This window comes from Xanthobacter sp. 91 (genome assembly GCF_000702385.1).
Taxonomy (GTDB): Bacteria; Pseudomonadota; Alphaproteobacteria; order Rhizobiales; family Xanthobacteraceae; genus Xanthobacter; species Xanthobacter aminoxidans.
On sequence record NZ_JNIB01000001.1, the window covers coordinates 1901749 to 1918719 of the forward strand.

Consider the following 16971-nt stretch of genomic DNA (forward strand, 5'->3'; position numbering starts at 1 on the left):
GGCTGACGAAGGGCAGGAAAGGGAGAGGGTGTGAGCGTATCTCGCGACGGAAAGCTCCCGCGCAGGCCCCAGGACCGCACGCCGGAAGAGACCGCGCGTGACCTGCTCGAACGCGCCATCGGCCGCGCCCGCCTCACGGTATTCTGGGAACGGGCCTGGCCCGCTTTCGCGCGTGTTGGCGTTCCCCTGGCCCTGTTCCTCGCCGTGTCCTTCGCCGGTGTCTGGGTGTCGGCGCCCGTCTGGGCGCGCATCGCCGGCGTGGTGCTGTTCGCGCTGGCCATCCTCTTTGCCGCCCGCCCGCTGCTCGCCCTGCGCTGGCCGAGCCGGGAGGAGGCGGTGGCGCGCCTCGATGCGAAGAGCGCCCTCGCCCACCGCCCCGCCACCGCCATTTCCGACAGCCTCGCCACCCGCCCGGACGACCCGGTCGGCGCCGCCCTGTGGCGCGCGCACCTCGCCCGCGCGCTGGCGGCCGCCCGTTCGCTGAAGGCCGGCACGCCTTCGCCCGGCCTCGCCCGTCTCGATCCGCGCGCCGTTCGCGCGCTGGCGGTGCTGGCGCTGGCGGCCACTGTCTTCATGGCGCCGGGGCAGCATCTCTCCCGCATCGGCGCGGCCTTCGACTGGAAGACCATCGTCCCGCCCCCGCCGTACCGGCTCGATGCCTGGATCGATCCGCCCGCCTATACCGGCCGCCCGCCCGTGGTGCTGCCGGGCCTGCGCTCGGATGATCCCACCTCGCTGAATGCCGCCGCGCTGCAGGTTCCCGTGGGCAGCACGCTGGTGGTGCGTGGCTCCGGCATCGACACCGCCGCCCTCAAGCTCGACGGCGGCATCGTCGAGGCGAAGCCCGAGGCCGATGCGCCGACCACCGCCGGCGAAAAGCGCTACGTGATCCGCGAGGATTCCGACGTCACCTTCCTCGGTCCCGACCAGCGCCGCCTCGCATGGCACTTCAAGGTGCTGGCGGACCAGAAGCCCACCATCAGCTTCGCCAAGGACCCGCAGACCGGCCAGCGCAACGCTCTGGTGCTCGCCTACCGGATGGAGGACGACTACGGGGTGAAGGAAGCCGAGGCGCTGTTCACGCCCCTTCCGCCCGAGCCGCCTCTCTTCCCGCGCCCCGGCGCATCCCCGCGCAAGATGGCGCAGCCGCTGGTGCCGCCGCCCGACTTCAAGCTGACCTTGCCGGCCGGCGGTCGGACCGGCGCGGCGCAGACCACAAAGGATCTTGTCGCCCATCCCTGGGCCGGCGCCCGCGTGGAGGTCCAGCTCAAGGCCCGCGACGACGCGGGCAACGAAGGCGTCAGCGAGACAAAGACCGTCCGCCTGCCGGCGCGCGCCTTCTCGAAGCCCCTCGCCAAGGCGCTCATCGACGAGCGCCGCCGCCTCGCCTTCGACGCCGGCAACCGCCGCCGGCTGGTCACGGTGCTGGAAGGCCTCACCATCGCCCCCGCCCAGTTCGCCCCTGGCGCCGGCGAATATCTCGGCCTGCGCACCGCGCTGGCCCGCGCCAAGAACGCTCGCAACGACGACGACCTCAGGTCGCTGGTGGATTATCTCTGGGAAGTGGCGGTGCTGATCGAGGACGGCACCCTCTCCGACGCCGAGCGCGAGCTGCGCGCCGCCCAGGAGGCCCTGCGCGAGGCGTTGGAGCGCGGCGCCAGCGACGAGGAGATCAAGCGCCTCACGCAGGATCTGCGCGCGGCCATGGAAAAGATGATGCGGCAGCTCGCCGAGCAGGCGCGCCGCGACAGCGGGACCGACGCCCGCCCGCTCGACCCCAACACCCGCATCGTCCGCCCGCAGGACCTGCAGAAGATGCTGGACCGCATCGAGAATCTCGCCCGCTCCGGCAACAAGGATGCGGCCCGCGAGCTGCTCGACCAGCTCCAGGCCATGATGGAGAACATGCGCCCCGGCAGCCGTCAGGCCGGCCGCCAGCAGCAGGGACAGCAGCAGCAGAGCGAAATCGGCAAGATGATCCAGGAGCAGCAGCGCCTGCGCGACCGCACCTGGCGCCAGAACCGGGAAGGCCAGCAAGGGCAACAGGGTCAGCAAGGCCAACGCGGCCAGCAGGGACAACAGGGCCAGGGTCAGCAAGGACAGCAGGGTCAGGGCCAGCAGCCCGGCGAGAACGGCTTCTCGGACTTGCAGCAGGGACAGCAGGAACTGCGCAAACGCCTCGGCCGCATGCTCGACCAGATGCGCCGCATGCAAGAGGGACAGGGACAGCAGGGCCAAGGTCAGCAGGGCCAGAACGGCGAAGGCGGGGAAGGCGACGCCATGGGCCGGGCCGGCGAGGCCATGGGCCGGGCGGAGCAGGCCATGCGCGAGGCGGAGGAAGCCCTCAGCCGTGGCGAGGGCCAGGGCGCGCTCGACGCCGAGGGCCGTGCCCTCCAGTCGCTCCGGCAGGGTGCGCAGGCCATGGCGGAGGCGCAGCGCGGCCAGCAGGAGGGACAGGGCCCCGGCGGTCCGGGCGAGGAAAGCGCCCAGCGCACCGATCCCCTCGGCCGCCCCCTGCGCAGCCAGGACTATGGCGACGACTTCACCGTGAAGGTGCCGGACGAGGTGGACGCCCAGCGCGCCCGCCGCGTGCTGGAGGAACTGCGGCGCCGGCTGGAGCAGCCGGAGCGTCCGCAGATCGAGCTCGATTATCTGGAGCGGCTGCTGCGCGGGCTGAACTAGAGCGTTTCAGCGTTTCCGAGCGAACCGGTGCCCACTTCGCTCGGAAACGCTCTGAGGCGGGGGCGGAGGCGTCAGGCCTCGACCGGCTCCACCTTCAGTGTCGCGCCATCGGTGCCGGTGACGCGCACGTCATGGCCGGCGGCGATATCCGGGCCTTCCACGCGCCACACCGTGTCGTCGATGCGCACCCGCCCGACCCCGCCGAGGATCGGCGCATCGAGGGTGAACACCCGCCCCACGAAGCCTTCCGGGCGGCGGTTCAGGAACGGCCGGTCGGAGGCCTTGCCCGGCGCCGGGCTGACGCGGCGGCCAACCAGCACCGCCACCACCGCCAGGGCGGCGAACACCAGCACTTCCACCTGCCACGCGAGTGCCACCGTGTAGGCGACGGCGCCGGTGACCAGCGCCGCGAGCCCTAGCCACAGCAGGAAGGCCCCCGGCGCCGCGATCTCCGCCACCAGCAGCACGCCGCCGAGCACGAACCACGCCCAGGGACCGAGTTGGGAGAGAAGGGGCACGGGCTCAGCCCTCCCGCGGCGGCACTGTCGCAGGCCCCGTCGGCCGGCGGCCGGGCGAACGCGGCGCGGGCGCGCCCTCGGTCCCGAATGCGCCCGATCCAAATGCCCCCTTGGCGATCTCGCCGATGCCGGCGAGGGAGGAGAGCAGCGCCGTGCCTTCATAGGGCATCAGCACCACCTTCTGGTTCGGCGCGGCGCCCATGGTCTCGAACGCCTTCACGTACTTCTCGGCGATGTAATAGTTGAGCGCGGCGGGATCGCCGTTCGCCACCGCGACGGACAGCATCTCGGTGGCCTTGGCATCCGCCTGCGCCAGCCGCTCGCGCGCCTCCGCATCGCGGAACGCCGCCTCGCGCCGGCCCTCGGCCTGCAGGATCTGGCCCTGCTTCTGGCCTTCCGCCTTGAGGATTTCCGACTGGCGCAGGCCTTCGGCCTCCAGGATGACGGCGCGCTTTTCACGCTCCGCCTTCATCTGGCGGCCCATGGCGTTCACGAGGTCGGCGGGCGGCACGATGTCCTTGATCTCGATGCGGGTCATCTTGATGCCCCAGGGCGAGGCCGCCGCATCCACCACCGTCAGCAGGCGCACGTTGATCTCGTCGCGGTGGGAGAGAAGCTGGTCGAGGTCCATGGAGCCCATGACCGTGCGGATGTTGGTCATGGTCAGCGCGAGGATGGCGGTGTCGAGCCGCGCCACCTCGTAACTGGCGCGGGCGGCGTCGAACACCTGGAAGAACACCACGCCGTCCACCGTCACGGTGGCATTGTCCTTGGTGATGACCTCCTGGCTCGGAACGTCGATCACCTGCTCCATCACGTTCACGCGGTTGCCTATGCGGTCGATGAACGGGACGATGAGGTTGAGGCCGGGCATGAGCGTCTTGGTGTACCGGCGGAAGCGCTCCACCGTGTACTGGTAGCCCTGCGGCACCGTCTTCACGCCGGAGAAGACCACCGCCACGGCCAGCACCAGCAGCACCAGCACGAACAGGTTGGGACCGATCTCGATCATGGGGCGCCCCTCAGCCGGCCCCCTGCGGCCGGTGGCGCATATGGCCATGGGGAAGGGGGCGGCGGCAAGGCGGGGGCACGCCGAAGGAACGGAAGGGGAAGATCCGGTGCGGTCCGATTCGCACGCGATTCGTTCGCGTGATGTTCCCGTCGGAGCCGACACGGCGTCCCGTTTCGGCACAGCGCGGCCCATGCCGTTTCGTTGACGGCCCATGTCAGCCCATGATAACCCATAAGTACCCATGAACAGGATGGACGGTCTCGGCCGTCACGCGGGCCGCCTTGAACGGCGCCCGTTGCAACACGAGGGCACCCGGGCGCCATGGACCGCTTCGTGTCCACCTACACGATGCGCCTCGACGCCAAGGGCCGGGTCTCCATCCCCGCGCCCTACCGCATGGTGCTGACCAAGGACGGCGCGGACGGCCTCTATTGCCATCCGAGCCTTGCGGAACCGGCGCTGGATGCCGGCGGCAATCGTCTGATCGGCGAGATCGACACGCTGATCGACAGCTACCCGCCCTATTCCGAAGCGCGCGAGGAGCTGGCCGCCGCGCTCTACGGCACCAGCGAGACGTTGCGCATCGATCCGGAGGGCCGGGTGGTGCTGACGGAGAGTTTGAAGGCCCACGCGGCGATCACCGATCAGGTGGCGTTCGTCGGGCTGGGGCACAAGTTCCGGATCTGGGAACCGGAGCGGCTGAAGGCACATCTCGCGGAGGCCACCCGACGGGTGCGCGAGTTGCGCCAGGCCATCGGCTCCCGAGCGGAGACCACGCGGAGCGAACGGACATGACGACGGGCCACGGGGTCGGCCCCGCCGACGCCGCTGGCGGACCGGCCCGTCATCTGCCGGTGATGCTTCGCGAGGTTCTCGCGCACCTCGCGCCGAAGGACGCCGGCCATTATGTGGACGGCACCTTCGGCGCGGGAGGTTATACCTCCGCCATCCTCGCCGCGGCCGACTGCCAGGTGCTCGCCATCGACCGCGATCCCACGGCCATCGCCGCCGGGCAGACGCTGGTGGAAGCCTCGGGCAAGCGCCTCCTCCTCGTGCAGGACCGCTTCTCGCGGCTCGACGAGATCGCCGCCGAGCAGGATTTCGGCCCCCTCGACGGGGTGGTGCTGGACATCGGCGTCTCCTCCATGCAGCTCGACGAGGCGGACCGCGGCTTCTCCTTCCGCCGCGACGGGCCGCTCGACATGCGCATGGGCGCGGAGGGGCTTTCGGCCGCCGATCTCGTCGCCACGCTGGATGACGTCCGCCTCGCCCACATCATCTGGACCTTCGGCGAGGAGCGGCATTCGCGCGCCATCGCCAAGGCCATCGTGAAGGCGCGGGAAGAGGCGCCCATCACCCGCACGGCGCAGCTCGCCGAGATCGTCTCGCGCGTGGTGTGGGCCAAGCCCGGCGAGATGCATCCGGCCACCCGCACCTTCCAGGCCCTGCGCATCGCCGTGAACGAGGAATTGTCGGAGCTGGTGGAGGCGCTGGCCGCTGCCGAGCGGGCGCTCCGGCCGGGGGGACGGCTGGTGGTCGTCACCTTCCATTCCCTTGAGGACAGGATCGTTAAGACTTTTCTGTCACACCGGTCCAAGGCACCGTCCGCCTCGCGCCACCAGCCGCAAGCGGAAGGGCCGGAGCCCTCCTTCCGCCTCGTGGCGAAGGGAGCCGTAGAGCCCGGTCCCGACGAAGTGGCAGGCAACCCGCGCTCCAGGTCCGCGAAACTTCGCGCGGCCGAGCGCACGGACGCCCCGGCGCATCCGGGCGGTGACCTGATGGGGCTGCTTCCGCCCCCATCACCGCAACGCGCAGGGCGGAGACGCTAGTCGAGATGTTTCGGGTCGCCAATGTCGTGATGGTCGTCGCGCTTCTGGTGACCGCCGCGGTGGTCTACCAGCTCAAGGTCTCGTCCACCGCCGAGGCCGAGCGGCTCGCCACCCTGCGCACCCAGATCCGCAAGGAGCGCGATTCGATCGCGCTGATGCGGGCCGAATGGGCGCGCCGCACCTCGCCCATCTATATCCAGGGCCTCGCCGAGCGGCATCTCGACATGAAGCGGCTCGATGTCGATTCGATTTCCAGCCTCGATGACCTGCCCGCCAAGCCCGCCTCCGGCGGCGACGGCATCGGCGGCATGATCGAGGCGCTGGTGGACGCACCCCTCGTCACCTCCTCGGCCGGCTCCAAGCCCTCGGCCTCGACCACCGCGCCGACAAGCTCGGGTGGCGCCACCGTGCCGGCGACCTCGGCGCTGCGCCCGGCCAATGCGCCGGTGTCGAAGCCGGCCGCGAGCGCCTCCGCCACGCCTCGTCCCGCCGCGCCGCGCCCCCTGCCCCCCATGCAGCCGGCGCCGGCTGCCGCCGCTCCGGCGCCCGCCCCGCCCCCGGAGCCCACCAATCCCCTCGAAAAGCTCTCCGGATTCCTGGCCGGTTTCCGCTGACGAGGTCCGAAATGGCTGATCTGTCTTCCATCTCCGCCCGCCTCGCCCGCCTGTGGGCCGGCTTCGTCGCCGCCGTCGGTCCCGTGCTCCGGGATGCCGACGCTTCGTGCGCGGTGCTGCTCGATCGTCTCGGCGCCGGCAGCAAGGCCGCCGGCCGCGCCACCGCGCGCGGCTCAGCGCGGGCCGCCATCGCCAGCTGGAATGTGCTGTGGCCCTTCACCGTGGGGCTCGGACATCTCGGCTGGCGCGGCGTACGCCATGTGGTGCGCGGCCTGTTCGGCCTCGACCGCGCTGATCCCGATACCGTGGCGCGCGGCCGCATCAAGCTGGTGATGCTGGCCTTCTGCGGCTTGTTCATCGCCATCGCGGTGCAGCTCTCCCACCTCGCCATGACGGCGGACGGCGGCGGCGGGCGCGGGCGTGGCTCAGACGCGGTTGCCTCCGCGCGTCCTGATATCATCGACCGCAACGGCGACATCGTCGCCATCGACGTGAAGTCCCCGTCCCTGTTCGCCGAGCCGCGCCGCCTCATCGATCCCGACGAGGCGCTGGAAGGCCTGCTCAAGGTGCTGCCCGACCTCGATGTCGAGGAGGCCCGCAAGCGCCTCAATTCCGGCAAGGGCTTCGCCTGGCTGAAGCGCGAGATCACGCCGGCGCAGATGCGCGCCATCCACCGCCTCGGCTTTCCCGGCATCGGCTTCCTGAAGGAAAACCGCCGCATCTATCCCGACGGCCCCATCATCTCCCACGTGATGGGCGGGGTGAACGTGGACAACCAGGGCATTTCCGGCATCGAGAAGTGGATCGACAGCCGGGGCCTCGCCGAACTGCATCTCGCCGGCTTCGCCACCGATCGCCAGCAGGAGCCGGTGCAGCTCTCCATGGACGTGCGCGTGCAGCACGCCGTGCGCGACGAGCTGGTGAAGGCGAAGAACAAGTTCCAGGCGCTGCACGCCATGGCCGTCGTGACCGAGGTGAACACGGGCGAGATCATCTCGCTGGTGTCGATCCCCGACTTCGACCCCAACACGTCAGGCAATCCCAAGGACGACGCCTATCTCAACCGGCTCACCACCGGCGTCTACGAGATGGGCTCCACCTTCAAGGCGCTGTCCTTCGCCATGGCGCTCGATTCGGGCAAGATCGGCCTGAACTCGACCTTCGATGCGCGCGGCGCGCTGCATTTCGGCAAGTTCGCCATCCACGACTACCACGCCGAGAACCGCGTGCTCACCGTGCCGGAGATCTTCCTCGTCTCGTCCAACGTGGGCACGGCGAAGATGGTGCTCTCCCTCGGCGTGGAGGCGCACAAGGCGTTCCTGAAGAAGATGGGCCAGCTCGACCGGCTCAAGACCGAGCTGCCGGAAAGCTCCGAGCCCATCGTGCCGAGGCGCTGGGGCGAATTGAACTCAGCCACCATCGCCTTCGGCCACGGCCTCTCCGTCGCCCCGCTGCAGGCGGTGATGGCGGTGAATTCCATGGTCAATGGCGGCTTCCTCATCCCGCCCACCTTCATCAAGCGGACGCCGGAAGAAGCGCAGAAGGTCGCGGTGCGCGTGCTGAAGCCCGAGACCTCGGACAAGATGCGCTACATCATGCGCCTCAACGCCGAGAAGGGTACCGCCACCAAGGCCGAGGTGCCCGGCTTCCTGGTCGGCGGCAAGACCGGCACCGCGGAGAAGGTGGTGAACGGGCGCTACGCCCACAACAAGCTGCTGACCTCCTTCACCGCCATCTTCCCCATGGACAAGCCGCGCTACCTCGTCCTCGTGATGTTCGACGAGCCCAAGGCGACCTCCGAGACCTATGGCTTCGCCACCTCGGGCTGGAACGCGGCACCCACCGCCGGCAAGATCGTCGAGCGCATCGCCCCCATGCTCAACATCGCGCCGCGCCAGAACCTGCCCAATGCGGAGCAGCTGCTGCGCATGCCGCTCAAGGTCGCCGACCGCAACTGATGTCACCGCTGCGGGAGCACGTTACCGCCACCGCAGCGGCCGCCCGCGCGGGGTGACAACCGGGGCGGGCGAATGCCAAAAAGGGGTCCGATGACCACATATTCTCTCGGACAGCTCCTCGACGGCCACGCCCGCATCCTGACGCCCGACGGCGCCCAGGAGCCGATCACCGGCCTGTCCTCCGACAGCCGCCGCATCACGGCAGGCGATCTCTTTGTCGCCATCCCCGGCACCCATGCGGACGGCACGCGCTTCATCGCCGACGCCATCGCGCGCGGCGCCGCAGCCGTGCTGATGGAGCCGACCGCGCCGGCCCCCCTCCTGCCGCCGCAGGTGGCCCTCGCCTTCACGCTCGATGCCCGGCGCTCCCTGTCGCTGGCCGCCGCGCGCGTCTATCCGCGCCAGCCGAAGACCATCGCCGCCATAACGGGCACCGCGGGCAAGACCTCCGTCGCCTTCTTCCTGCGGCAGATCTGGGAGCGGCTCGGCCATCGCGCGGCGTATCTCGGCACCATCGGGCTGGTGAAGCCGGACGGCGCCACCTATGGCAGCCTCACCACGCCCGATCCGGTGGAACTGCACGCCACCCTCGATGCGCTCGCGGGAGAGGGCGTCACCCACATGGCGCTCGAAGCCTCCTCCCACGGCCTCGACCAGAAGCGGCTCGATGGCGTGCGCCTTTCCGCCGGCGGCTTCACCAATCTCGGCCGCGACCATCTCGACTATCACCCGACGATGGACGCCTATTTCCGCGCCAAGCTCCGCCTCTTCACCGAGGTGATGCCGCTGGACGCTGCCGCCGTGGCCGTCACCTCCGCCCCCTTCGCCGCGACCGCGCTCGCCTGGGCGCACACGCGCGGCCTCCGGCTCCTGCCCATCGGCGAGGGACGGGCGGACGGCATCGACATCGCCGCAGCGACGGGTTCGCCCGCAGGGCAGAAGGTGTTGTTCGCGGACGGATCCAGCGCCGTGGTGCCGCTGGTGGGGCGCTTCCAGCTGGACAATGCCCTGCTGGCCGCCGGCCTCGCCATCGCCTGCGGCGCCGACCGCGCCGAGGCGTTCGCCGCCCTCGCGCACCTCAAGGGTGTTCCGGGCCGGCTGGAGCGCATCGGCGACGACCCGCGTCGGCCGGTCTTCGTGGACTACGCCCACAAGCCGGAAGCCCTGGCGACCGTGCTCGATACCCTGCGCGCCGCCATCCCCGGCCGGCTCGTGGTGGTGGTCGGCTGCGGCGGCGACCGCGACCGGGGCAAGCGCCCCATCATGGGCGCCATCGCCGCCATGAAGGCGGACGTGGTGATCGTCACCGACGACAACCCGCGCAGCGAGGATCCGGCAGCGATTCGCGCAGAGGTATTGGAAGGCGCCCGGGGCGCCGGCCGCGGCGATGTGCGCGAGATCGGCGACCGGGCCGAGGCGATCCGGGCGGGCGTCACCCTCATCGAAAGCGGGGATGCGCTGATCGTTGCCGGCAAGGGTCACGAAACCGGCCAAATCATCGGCGACCGGACATATCCATTCTCGGATGCGGCGGAAGTCCTCGCCGCCCTCAAGGAGGTCGCGGCATGAATGCGGGTGCGGGTACGGCAGAACAGGAAGGCCGGGTGCTCCACACCGTCGCGGAAATGGCGGCGGCCATGGGGGCGGAGGTACGCGGCGCGCCGCGCGATGCCACCGGCATCTCCATCGACAGCCGCTCGCTCGCCCCCGGCGACACCTTCTTCGCCATCGCCGGCGAGAACAGCGACGGCCACGCTTATGTGGGCAAGGCGCTGGACGCCGGGGCCTCCGCCTGCGTGGTGGCCCGCGACAAGGCGGACCAGTTCCCCGCCGATGCCCCCCTCCTCGTGGTGGACGACGTGCTCGCCGCCCTGACCGACCTTGCGCGCGCCAGCCGTGCGCGCTCGAAGGCTGGCATCGTCGCGGTGACGGGATCGGTGGGCAAGACCACCACCAAGGAAGCGCTGCGCATCGCGCTCGGCGCCGACGGCGAGACCCACGCGTCCGCCGCGTCCTACAACAATCACTGGGGCGTGCCCCTCTCCCTCGCCCGGCTGCCGCGCGAGGCGCGCTACGGCGTGTTCGAGATCGGGATGAACCATCCCGGCGAAATCACGCCGCTGGTGAGGCTGGTGCGCCCGCAGGTCGCCATCATCACCACCGTGGAGCCGGTGCACATCGCCCAGTTCTCAGGGATCGAGGAGATCGCCGACGCCAAGGCGGAGATCTTCCAGGGGCTGGAGCCGGGCGGCGCTGTGGTCCTGAACCTCGACAACCCGCTGTTTCCCCGCCTCAAGGCCGCTGCCGAGGCGCTGGGCATCGACCGCATCGTCACCTTCGGCGAGACCGCCGGTGCCGACGTGCGGCTGAAGGAGGCGGCGCTGCAATCCTACTGCTCGGTGGGGGTGGCGGACGTGATGGGCACGCCCGTGACCTTCAAGGTGGGCATGCCGGGCCGCCACATCGTGCAGAACATGCTGGCGGTGCTCGCCGCGGCGAAGCTCGTCGGCGCCGACCTCGCGCTCGTCGGCCTCGCCCTCTCCCGCATGAAGGCGCCTCCCGGCCGCGGTGTCGCGCTGCGCCTGCAGGTGAAGGGGGGGCAGGCGACGCTGCTGGACGAAAGCTACAACGCCAACCCCGCCTCCATGCGCGCCGCCCTCGACGTGCTGAGCCGGACCCCGATAGGCCCGCGCGGCCGCCGCATCGCGGTGCTCGGCGACATGCTGGAGCTCGGCCCCGACGGCGAGGCGCACCATGCCGAGCTGGCCGAGGCGATCCGCACGGCGAAGATCGATCTGGTGTTCTGCTGCGGGCCGCAGATGCACGCGCTCTGGCAGGCCCTGCCCTCGGAGCGGCGGGGTGGCTATGCGATCCACGCCTCCCACCTCGAGCCCATGGTGGCGTCCGCCATCCGGGGCGGTGACACGTTGATGGTCAAGGGTTCCAACGGCAGCCGCATGGGACCGCTGGTCAAGAGCCTCGCCGAGCGCTTCCGCGCCGCCGAGGATGCGCTGCTCGAAGGATAGAATTCAGATGCTCCAGTGGCTTGCCGATCTCCACCAGTCCTTCACAGCCTTCAACGTCTTTCGCTACATCACCTTCCGGACCGGTGGCGCCGTGGTGACGGCGCTGCTGTTCGTGTTCCTGTTCGGCCCGGCCATGATCTCCATGCTGCGGCTGAAGCAGGGCAAGGGCCAGCCCATCCGCACCGACGGGCCGCAGTCGCACCTGCTTACCAAGAAGGGCACGCCCACCATGGGCGGGCTGATGATCCTCGCCGGCATCGCGGTGGCGACGCTGTTGTGGGCGAACCTGTTCAACTTCTATGTCTGGGTGGTGCTGCTGGTGATGCTCGGCTTCGGCATGATCGGCTTCTATGACGACTACCTGAAGGTGACGAAGCAGACCCATAACGGGCTCTCGGGCAAGATGCGGCTCGCCATCGAGGCGGTGATCTCCGGCGTCGCCGTGGTCATCATCATGACCATGGGCAAGTCGGGCCTCTCCACCTCCGTGGCCTTCCCCTTCTTCAAGGACCTGCTGCTCAACCTCGGCGTCTTCTTCGTGGTGTTCGGCGTGTTCGTCATCGTCGCGGCGGGCAATGCGGTGAACCTCACCGACGGCCTCGACGGCCTCGCCATCGTGCCGGTGATGATCGCGGCCGGCACCTTCGGCCTCATCGCCTATCTCTCCGGCAACGTGCGGTTCGCGGACTATCTGCAGATCCACTACGTCGCCGGCGTCGGCGAGCTGGCGGTGGTCTGCGGCGCGGTGATGGGGGCCGGCCTCGGCTTCCTGTGGTTCAACGCCCCGCCCGCCCAGGTCTTCATGGGCGACACCGGCTCGCTCGCGCTGGGCGGCCTGCTCGGCACGGTCGCGGTGGCCACCAAGCACGAGATCGTGCTCGCGGTGGTCGGCGGCCTGTTCGTGCTGGAGGCGGTCTCGGTGATCGTGCAGGTGGCGTCGTTCAAGCTCACCGGCAAGCGCGTGTTCAAGATGGCGCCCATCCACCACCATTTCGAGCAGCTCGGCTGGACCGAGCCGCAGGTGGTGATCCGCTTCTGGATCATCGCCGTCGTGCTGGCGCTGGCGGGATTGGCGACGCTCAAGCTGCGGTGAGAAGCGATATCGCCTAATCGAAAGGCCCGCGGGAGGTGCTCCCGCGGGCCTTTTTCACGAGGTTACGCGGAAAGACGTCACCGCCCGCACGTATTGATGCCCAGCAGCGGATAGGCCGGGCAGAAGCGGAAGGCGGCGGTGAGCAGCATCACCACGCCCACGGCGCCGATCAGCCAGGTCCAATGCCCGAGCCCGGCCAGCGCCGGCACGGAGGGGGCCACGAAGGGCACCAGGATCAGCACGACCCCGGCGATGAAGCGCAGCACCCGGTCGATCCCACCCACGTTCGCCACCATCTCGCTCTCCCAATTCCAAGTTCAGCGGGCAAACCCAGCAAGCCTGCCCCGGCGGGGCGGGTCCACGATCCCGTTGGCTACATTCAACAGTATGAATGTCGAATCGGGCAAGCGGGGGATTTCCCTTAAGGCCGGGTGCCTGCGAAAGGGGTTCGCACTTTTTCGCATCATGCTCTAGACGGGAGCCCGGAGTGCATTGCCGCAACGGACGATTTTACTGCCATGATCCCCGTCACCGTCTTCAAAGATGCAACCGTCGCCCTTTTCGGGCTGGGTGGCTCAGGCCTTGCCACCGCAGAGGCGCTCAAGGCCGGCGGCGCCACCGTCGTCGCCTATGATGATTCCGAGGCCTCCCGCCGCAAGGCCGGAGAGGCGGGAATCCTCGTGCAGGATCTCCACGACATCGATTGGACCATCGTCCAGGCGCTGGTGCTCGCCCCCGGCGTGCCGCTCACCCACCCCGAGCCGCACTGGTCGGTGAAGCTGGCGCAGGCAGCGGGCGTCGAGATCATCGGCGACATCGAGCTGTTCTGCCGCGAGCGGCAGGCCATCGCGCGCCGCTCGCCGTTCGTCGCCATCACCGGCACCAACGGCAAGTCCACCACCACGGCGCTCATCACCCACATCCTGCGCGTCGCCGGCCGCGATGTGCAGATGGGCGGCAATATCGGCACCGCCATCCTGTCGCTTGCCCCGCCGAAGCCCGGCCGGGTGCATGTGGTGGAGTGCTCCTCCTACCAGATCGACCTTGCCCCCGGCCTCGACCCCTCCGTGGGCGTGATGCTCAACATCACCCCGGACCATCTCGACCGGCACGGCACCATCGAGAACTACGCGGCGGTCAAAGAACGCCTCGTCACCGGCGTCGAGCAGACCGGCACCGCCGTCGTGGGCGTGGACGACGATTTCTCCGCCGCCATGGCCGACCGGGCAGAGCGCGCCGGCAAGCACGTGGTGCGCATCTCGGTCAGGCGGCCCCTGCCCGACGGCATCTGGCGCGAGGGTGAGACGCTCGTGGTGTCCGAAGGCGGCGCCGAGGTCTTCCGCCTGCCGCTGGGCGGCGTCGGCTCGCTGCGCGGGGCGCACAATGCGCAGAACGCCGCCGCCGCCTACGCCGCCTGCCGCGCGCTCGGCGTCGCGCCGGAGGTCATCACTGTGGCGATGAAGCGCTTCCCCGGCCTTGCCCACCGCATGGAAGAGGTGGGCAACAAGGGCAAGGTGCTGTTCGTCAACGATTCCAAGGCGACCAATGCGGATGCCGCCGAGCGCGCGCTGACGAGCTTCACCGACATCTTCTGGATCGCCGGCGGCAAGCCGAAGGCCGGCGGCATCGCCCCGCTCGCGCCCTTCTTCGATCGCGTCGCCAAGGCCTATCTCATCGGCGAGGCCGCGCAGGATTTCGCCGCGACGCTGGCGGACAAGGTGCCCCACGAGATCGTCGGCACCCTCGACAAGGCGGTGGAAGCCGCCGCGCGGGACGCCGAGGCGTCCGGCCGCGCGGATGCGGTGGTGCTGCTGTCGCCGGCCTGCGCCAGCTTCGACCAGTATCCCAATTTCGAGGTGCGCGGCGACGCCTTCCGCACGCTGGTGCAGGCGCTGCCGGGCATCCAGGCCCGCACGCAGTCCACCACGCCGGTGGCGCAGAAGGAGCCGCCCAAGGGCGGCGGCCATCCGCACGGCAACCCTCATGGCAACCCACACGGCAACCCCCATGGCGGCGGACACCCCCACGGCGCCGGAGGGCACCCGGGGGGACATCCCGGCAAGGGACATCCCTGAGATCACCGAGGGTTCATCCGCCGACCTGCGCAGAGCGGGTATCCGACGGGCGGCGCACGGCCTTGTGGTTCAAGGCCTTCCGTGGCACGTGTGCATTGCACAATGGAGAAGTCGATGGCCGAGACCGGCACCCGCACGCCCCTGCACGCCCCGCCGCTGGTGGAAGGCCTCTCCGCCTTCGCGGGTGACTACGACCTGATCCTCTGCGACGTCTGGGGCGTGCTGCACAACGGCGTCGCGTCCTTCCCCGCCGCCTGCGAGGCGCTGACGAAGGTGCGGGCGGGCGGCGCAACGGTGGTGCTGGTCTCCAACGCGCCGCGGCCCAACCGCTTCATCATGGGCATGCTCGACGGCCTTGGTGTACCGCGCACCGCCTATGACGCCATCGTCACCTCGGGCGACGTGACGCGCGACATGCTGGAGGCGCGGCCGGGCGCCCGCGTCTACCACCTCGGCCCCGCGCGGGACGCGGGCACGTTCGACGGTCTGGACCTCACCCTCGCCTCGCTTGAGGACGCGGACCTCGTGGTCTGCACCGGCCTCCTCGACGACGACGTGGAGACCCCGGAGGATTACGCCGACGCCCTCGCCACCATGAAGGCGCGGGAGCTGCCGTTCATCTGCGCAAATCCCGACCTCGTGGTGGAGCGCGGCGACAAGCTGATCTTCTGCGCCGGCGCCATCGCCCAGGCCTATGAGCAGATCGGCGGCAAGGCCTATTGGTGCGGCAAGCCCTACCGGCCCATCTACGACACCGCCTTCGCCCGCGCCGAGGTGATCCGCGGCGAGGTGGTGGAGCGCGCCCGCGTGCTCGGCATCGGCGATGCGCTGCGCACCGACATCGCCGGCGCCAACGATGCGGGTTTCGACAGCCTGTTCATCTCCGGCGGCATTCATGCGCAGGAGCTGAAGTCCATCGACGGCGCCGTTCCCGACACCGAATCCCTCGCCGACCTCTTCACCGGCCACGCCCATCCGCGCGGCGTCATGCCCCGCCTCGCCTGGTAGCCGCGCCCGGGCGACATTCGGTTCCTTGAATTTGCCCGCGGTTTGACCGATCTCGAAGGCCGAATATCCTGTCCCGGTGCCGTCGAGGTTCCGGGCGTCCCGCCGAACACCAAGGCAAGGCTTGCGCCCGCCGATGACCGTGTCCCTTCCTCCTGACTTCGTGCTCGTCCACGGCCCCGAGCCCCTGCCGCCGGCGCTCAAGCGCCCCGTCATCGCCATCGGCAATTTCGACGGCGTGCATCGCGGCCATCAGGCGGTGTTCGCCGCGGCGCGGACCATGGCGGCCGAAGCGGGTGGGCCGGCGCTGGCGCTCACCTTCGAGCCGCACCCGCGCACCTTCTTCAATCCCGCCACCGCGCCCTTCCGCCTGACTCCGGCGACCGAGAAACTGCGCCGCATCGCCGAGAGCGGACTTCAGGGCGCCATCGTGCTCGATTTCGACGCCGCTCTTGCGGCCATGGAGGCGGAGGACTTCGTGCGCGAGGTTTTGGTCGGCCGCTACGGCGTGGCCGGCGTGGCGGTGGGCTTCGATTTCCACTTCGGCCGCCAGCGCGCCGGATCACCCGCCTTTCTCAAGGAAGCGGGAGAACGGCACGGCTTCGCCGTGACCGTGGTGGAGCCCATGCGCGATGAGAACGACGCCATTTCCTCCACCGCCGTGCGCCGGGCGCTGGCTTCGGGACAGGTGGGCCATGCCGCCCACATGCTGGGGCGCCCCTTCGCGGTGACGGCGGAGGTGATCCATGGCGACAAGCGCGGCCGCACCATCGGTTTTCCCACCGCCAATCTCGCCTTGCCGCAGGATCTGGAACTGGCCTTCGGCATCTATGCGGTGCGCGCCATGACGCCCGCCGGCCGATTCGACGGAGTGGCCAACTATGGCCGGCGCCCCACCTTCGACAATGGCCGGGCGCTGCTGGAAGTGCACCTGTTCGACTTTTCCGGCGATCTCTATGGCCAGTCCATCGAGGTGGAATTCCACGCCTATATCCGGCCCGAGCTGAAGTTCGACGGCATCGACGCGCTCGTCGCGCAGATCAGGGCCGATGCGCAGCAGGCGCGCGAGGTGCTGGCGCGGGAAGTCTGACGGATCGCCGGGTTAAGTTAGCCACACCTTAACCGGCTGGTCCCATTCTGGGGCGGATGACGAAAGCCG

General features: G+C 69.8%; 14 protein-coding genes. 11 read left to right on the forward strand and 3 right to left on the reverse strand.

The window, feature by feature from the left end; all coding sequences use genetic code 11:
• The first annotated feature begins 30 nt into the window (after window positions 1-30).
• Window positions 31-2682 (forward strand): TIGR02302 family protein, encoded by a 2652-nt coding sequence (locus A37E_RS0109075; RefSeq protein WP_029556308.1) that lies wholly within the window; start codon window positions 31-33, stop codon window positions 2680-2682.
• Between the two features lie 71 nt (window positions 2683-2753).
• Here A37E_RS0109075 and A37E_RS0109080 read toward each other — a convergent pair whose 3' ends face one another.
• Complete coding sequence (locus tag A37E_RS0109080; RefSeq protein WP_029556309.1) at window positions 2754-3200, reverse strand: NfeD family protein; 447 nt, start codon at window positions 3198-3200, stop codon at window positions 2754-2756.
• Between the two features lie 4 nt (window positions 3201-3204).
• Window positions 3205-4212: an SPFH domain-containing protein gene (locus A37E_RS0109085; protein ID WP_029556310.1), complete on the reverse strand. Its 1008-nt coding sequence runs from the start codon at window positions 4210-4212 to the stop codon at window positions 3205-3207.
• A 321-nt stretch (window positions 4213-4533) separates the two neighbouring features.
• Between A37E_RS0109085 and A37E_RS0109090 the strand changes: the two genes are divergently transcribed.
• The 7 genes from A37E_RS0109090 to mraY all read left to right on the forward strand — a co-directional run bounded on the left by A37E_RS0109090 (window position 4534) and on the right by mraY (window position 12732).
• Complete coding sequence (locus tag A37E_RS0109090; RefSeq protein ID WP_024276549.1) at window positions 4534-5007, forward strand: cell division protein MraZ; 474 nt, start codon at window positions 4534-4536, stop codon at window positions 5005-5007.
• Window positions 5004-6041: a 16S rRNA (cytosine(1402)-N(4))-methyltransferase RsmH gene (gene rsmH, locus A37E_RS0109095; protein ID WP_029556311.1), complete on the forward strand. Its 1038-nt coding sequence runs from the start codon at window positions 5004-5006 to the stop codon at window positions 6039-6041. Before A37E_RS0109090 ends, rsmH begins: the two co-directional genes overlap by 4 nt.
• 5 nt (window positions 6042-6046) lie before the next feature.
• The gene (locus A37E_RS25895) at window positions 6047-6655 is read left to right on the forward strand and encodes a hypothetical protein (protein WP_051678897.1); all 609 of its coding nucleotides are present in this window, start codon (window positions 6047-6049) and stop codon (window positions 6653-6655) included.
• Window positions 6656-6666: 11 nt separating this feature from the next.
• On the forward strand, window positions 6667-8613 hold the full coding sequence (locus A37E_RS0109105) for a penicillin-binding protein 2 (protein WP_245279299.1): 1947 nt from the start codon (window positions 6667-6669) through the stop codon (window positions 8611-8613).
• A 90-nt stretch (window positions 8614-8703) separates the two neighbouring features.
• Window positions 8704-10182 carry a UDP-N-acetylmuramoyl-L-alanyl-D-glutamate--2,6-diaminopimelate ligase gene (locus A37E_RS0109110; RefSeq protein WP_029556314.1) on the forward strand — a complete coding sequence of 493 codons (1479 nt, stop codon included), beginning with the start codon at window positions 8704-8706 and terminating at the stop codon, window positions 10180-10182.
• A complete protein-coding gene (locus A37E_RS0109115) occupies window positions 10179-11639 on the forward strand; it encodes a UDP-N-acetylmuramoylalanyl-D-glutamyl-2,6-diaminopimelate--D-alanyl-D-alanine ligase (protein WP_081837525.1) in 1461 nt (486 codons plus the stop codon). The genes A37E_RS0109110 and A37E_RS0109115 overlap by 4 nt, the downstream gene beginning before the upstream one ends.
• 7 nt (window positions 11640-11646) lie before the next feature.
• Window positions 11647-12732: a phospho-N-acetylmuramoyl-pentapeptide-transferase gene (mraY, locus tag A37E_RS0109120; RefSeq protein ID WP_029556316.1), complete on the forward strand. Its 1086-nt coding sequence runs from the start codon at window positions 11647-11649 to the stop codon at window positions 12730-12732.
• A 77-nt stretch (window positions 12733-12809) separates the two neighbouring features.
• Here mraY and A37E_RS0109125 read toward each other — a convergent pair whose 3' ends face one another.
• Window positions 12810-13028: a DUF2892 domain-containing protein gene (locus A37E_RS0109125; protein WP_024276542.1), complete on the reverse strand. Its 219-nt coding sequence runs from the start codon at window positions 13026-13028 to the stop codon at window positions 12810-12812.
• Between the two features lie 222 nt (window positions 13029-13250).
• On the opposite strand from A37E_RS0109125, the gene murD reads away from it, so the two are divergent.
• The 3 genes from murD to A37E_RS0109140 all read left to right on the forward strand — a co-directional run bounded on the left by murD (window position 13251) and on the right by A37E_RS0109140 (window position 16902).
• Window positions 13251-14807, forward strand: a complete 1557-nt coding sequence (gene murD / locus A37E_RS0109130; RefSeq protein WP_051678898.1) for a UDP-N-acetylmuramoyl-L-alanine--D-glutamate ligase — start codon at window positions 13251-13253, stop codon at window positions 14805-14807.
• Window positions 14808-14921: 114 nt separating this feature from the next.
• Window positions 14922-15815 (forward strand): TIGR01459 family HAD-type hydrolase, encoded by an 894-nt coding sequence (locus A37E_RS0109135; protein ID WP_029556318.1) that lies wholly within the window; start codon window positions 14922-14924, stop codon window positions 15813-15815.
• Window positions 15816-15948: 133 nt separating this feature from the next.
• Entirely contained in the window at window positions 15949-16902 is a 954-nt protein-coding gene (locus A37E_RS0109140; RefSeq protein ID WP_029556319.1) for a bifunctional riboflavin kinase/FAD synthetase, read from the forward strand.
• The last annotated feature ends 69 nt before the right edge of the window (window positions 16903-16971 follow it).

Coding starts and splice junctions, on each gene's coding strand:
- A37E_RS0109115 (WP_081837525.1), top strand. CDS start 10,179: ATGAATGCGGGTGCGGGTACGGCAGAACAGGAAGGCCGGGTGCTCCAC.
- mraY (WP_029556316.1), top strand. CDS start 11,647: ATGCTCCAGTGGCTTGCCGATCTCCACCAGTCCTTCACAGCCTTCAAC.
- A37E_RS0109110 (WP_029556314.1), top strand. CDS start 8,704: ATGACCACATATTCTCTCGGACAGCTCCTCGACGGCCACGCCCGCATC.
- rsmH (WP_029556311.1), top strand. CDS start 5,004: ATGACGACGGGCCACGGGGTCGGCCCCGCCGACGCCGCTGGCGGACCG.
- A37E_RS25895 (WP_051678897.1), top strand. CDS start 6,047: ATGTTTCGGGTCGCCAATGTCGTGATGGTCGTCGCGCTTCTGGTGACC.
- A37E_RS0109105 (WP_245279299.1), top strand. CDS start 6,667: ATGGCTGATCTGTCTTCCATCTCCGCCCGCCTCGCCCGCCTGTGGGCC.
- murD (WP_051678898.1), top strand. CDS start 13,251: ATGATCCCCGTCACCGTCTTCAAAGATGCAACCGTCGCCCTTTTCGGG.
- A37E_RS0109140 (WP_029556319.1), top strand. CDS start 15,949: ATGACCGTGTCCCTTCCTCCTGACTTCGTGCTCGTCCACGGCCCCGAG.
- A37E_RS0109125 (WP_024276542.1), bottom strand. CDS start 13,028: ATGGTGGCGAACGTGGGTGGGATCGACCGGGTGCTGCGCTTCATCGCC.
- A37E_RS0109090 (WP_024276549.1), top strand. CDS start 4,534: ATGGACCGCTTCGTGTCCACCTACACGATGCGCCTCGACGCCAAGGGC.
- A37E_RS0109085 (WP_029556310.1), bottom strand. CDS start 4,212: ATGATCGAGATCGGTCCCAACCTGTTCGTGCTGGTGCTGCTGGTGCTG.
- A37E_RS0109135 (WP_029556318.1), top strand. CDS start 14,922: ATGGCCGAGACCGGCACCCGCACGCCCCTGCACGCCCCGCCGCTGGTG.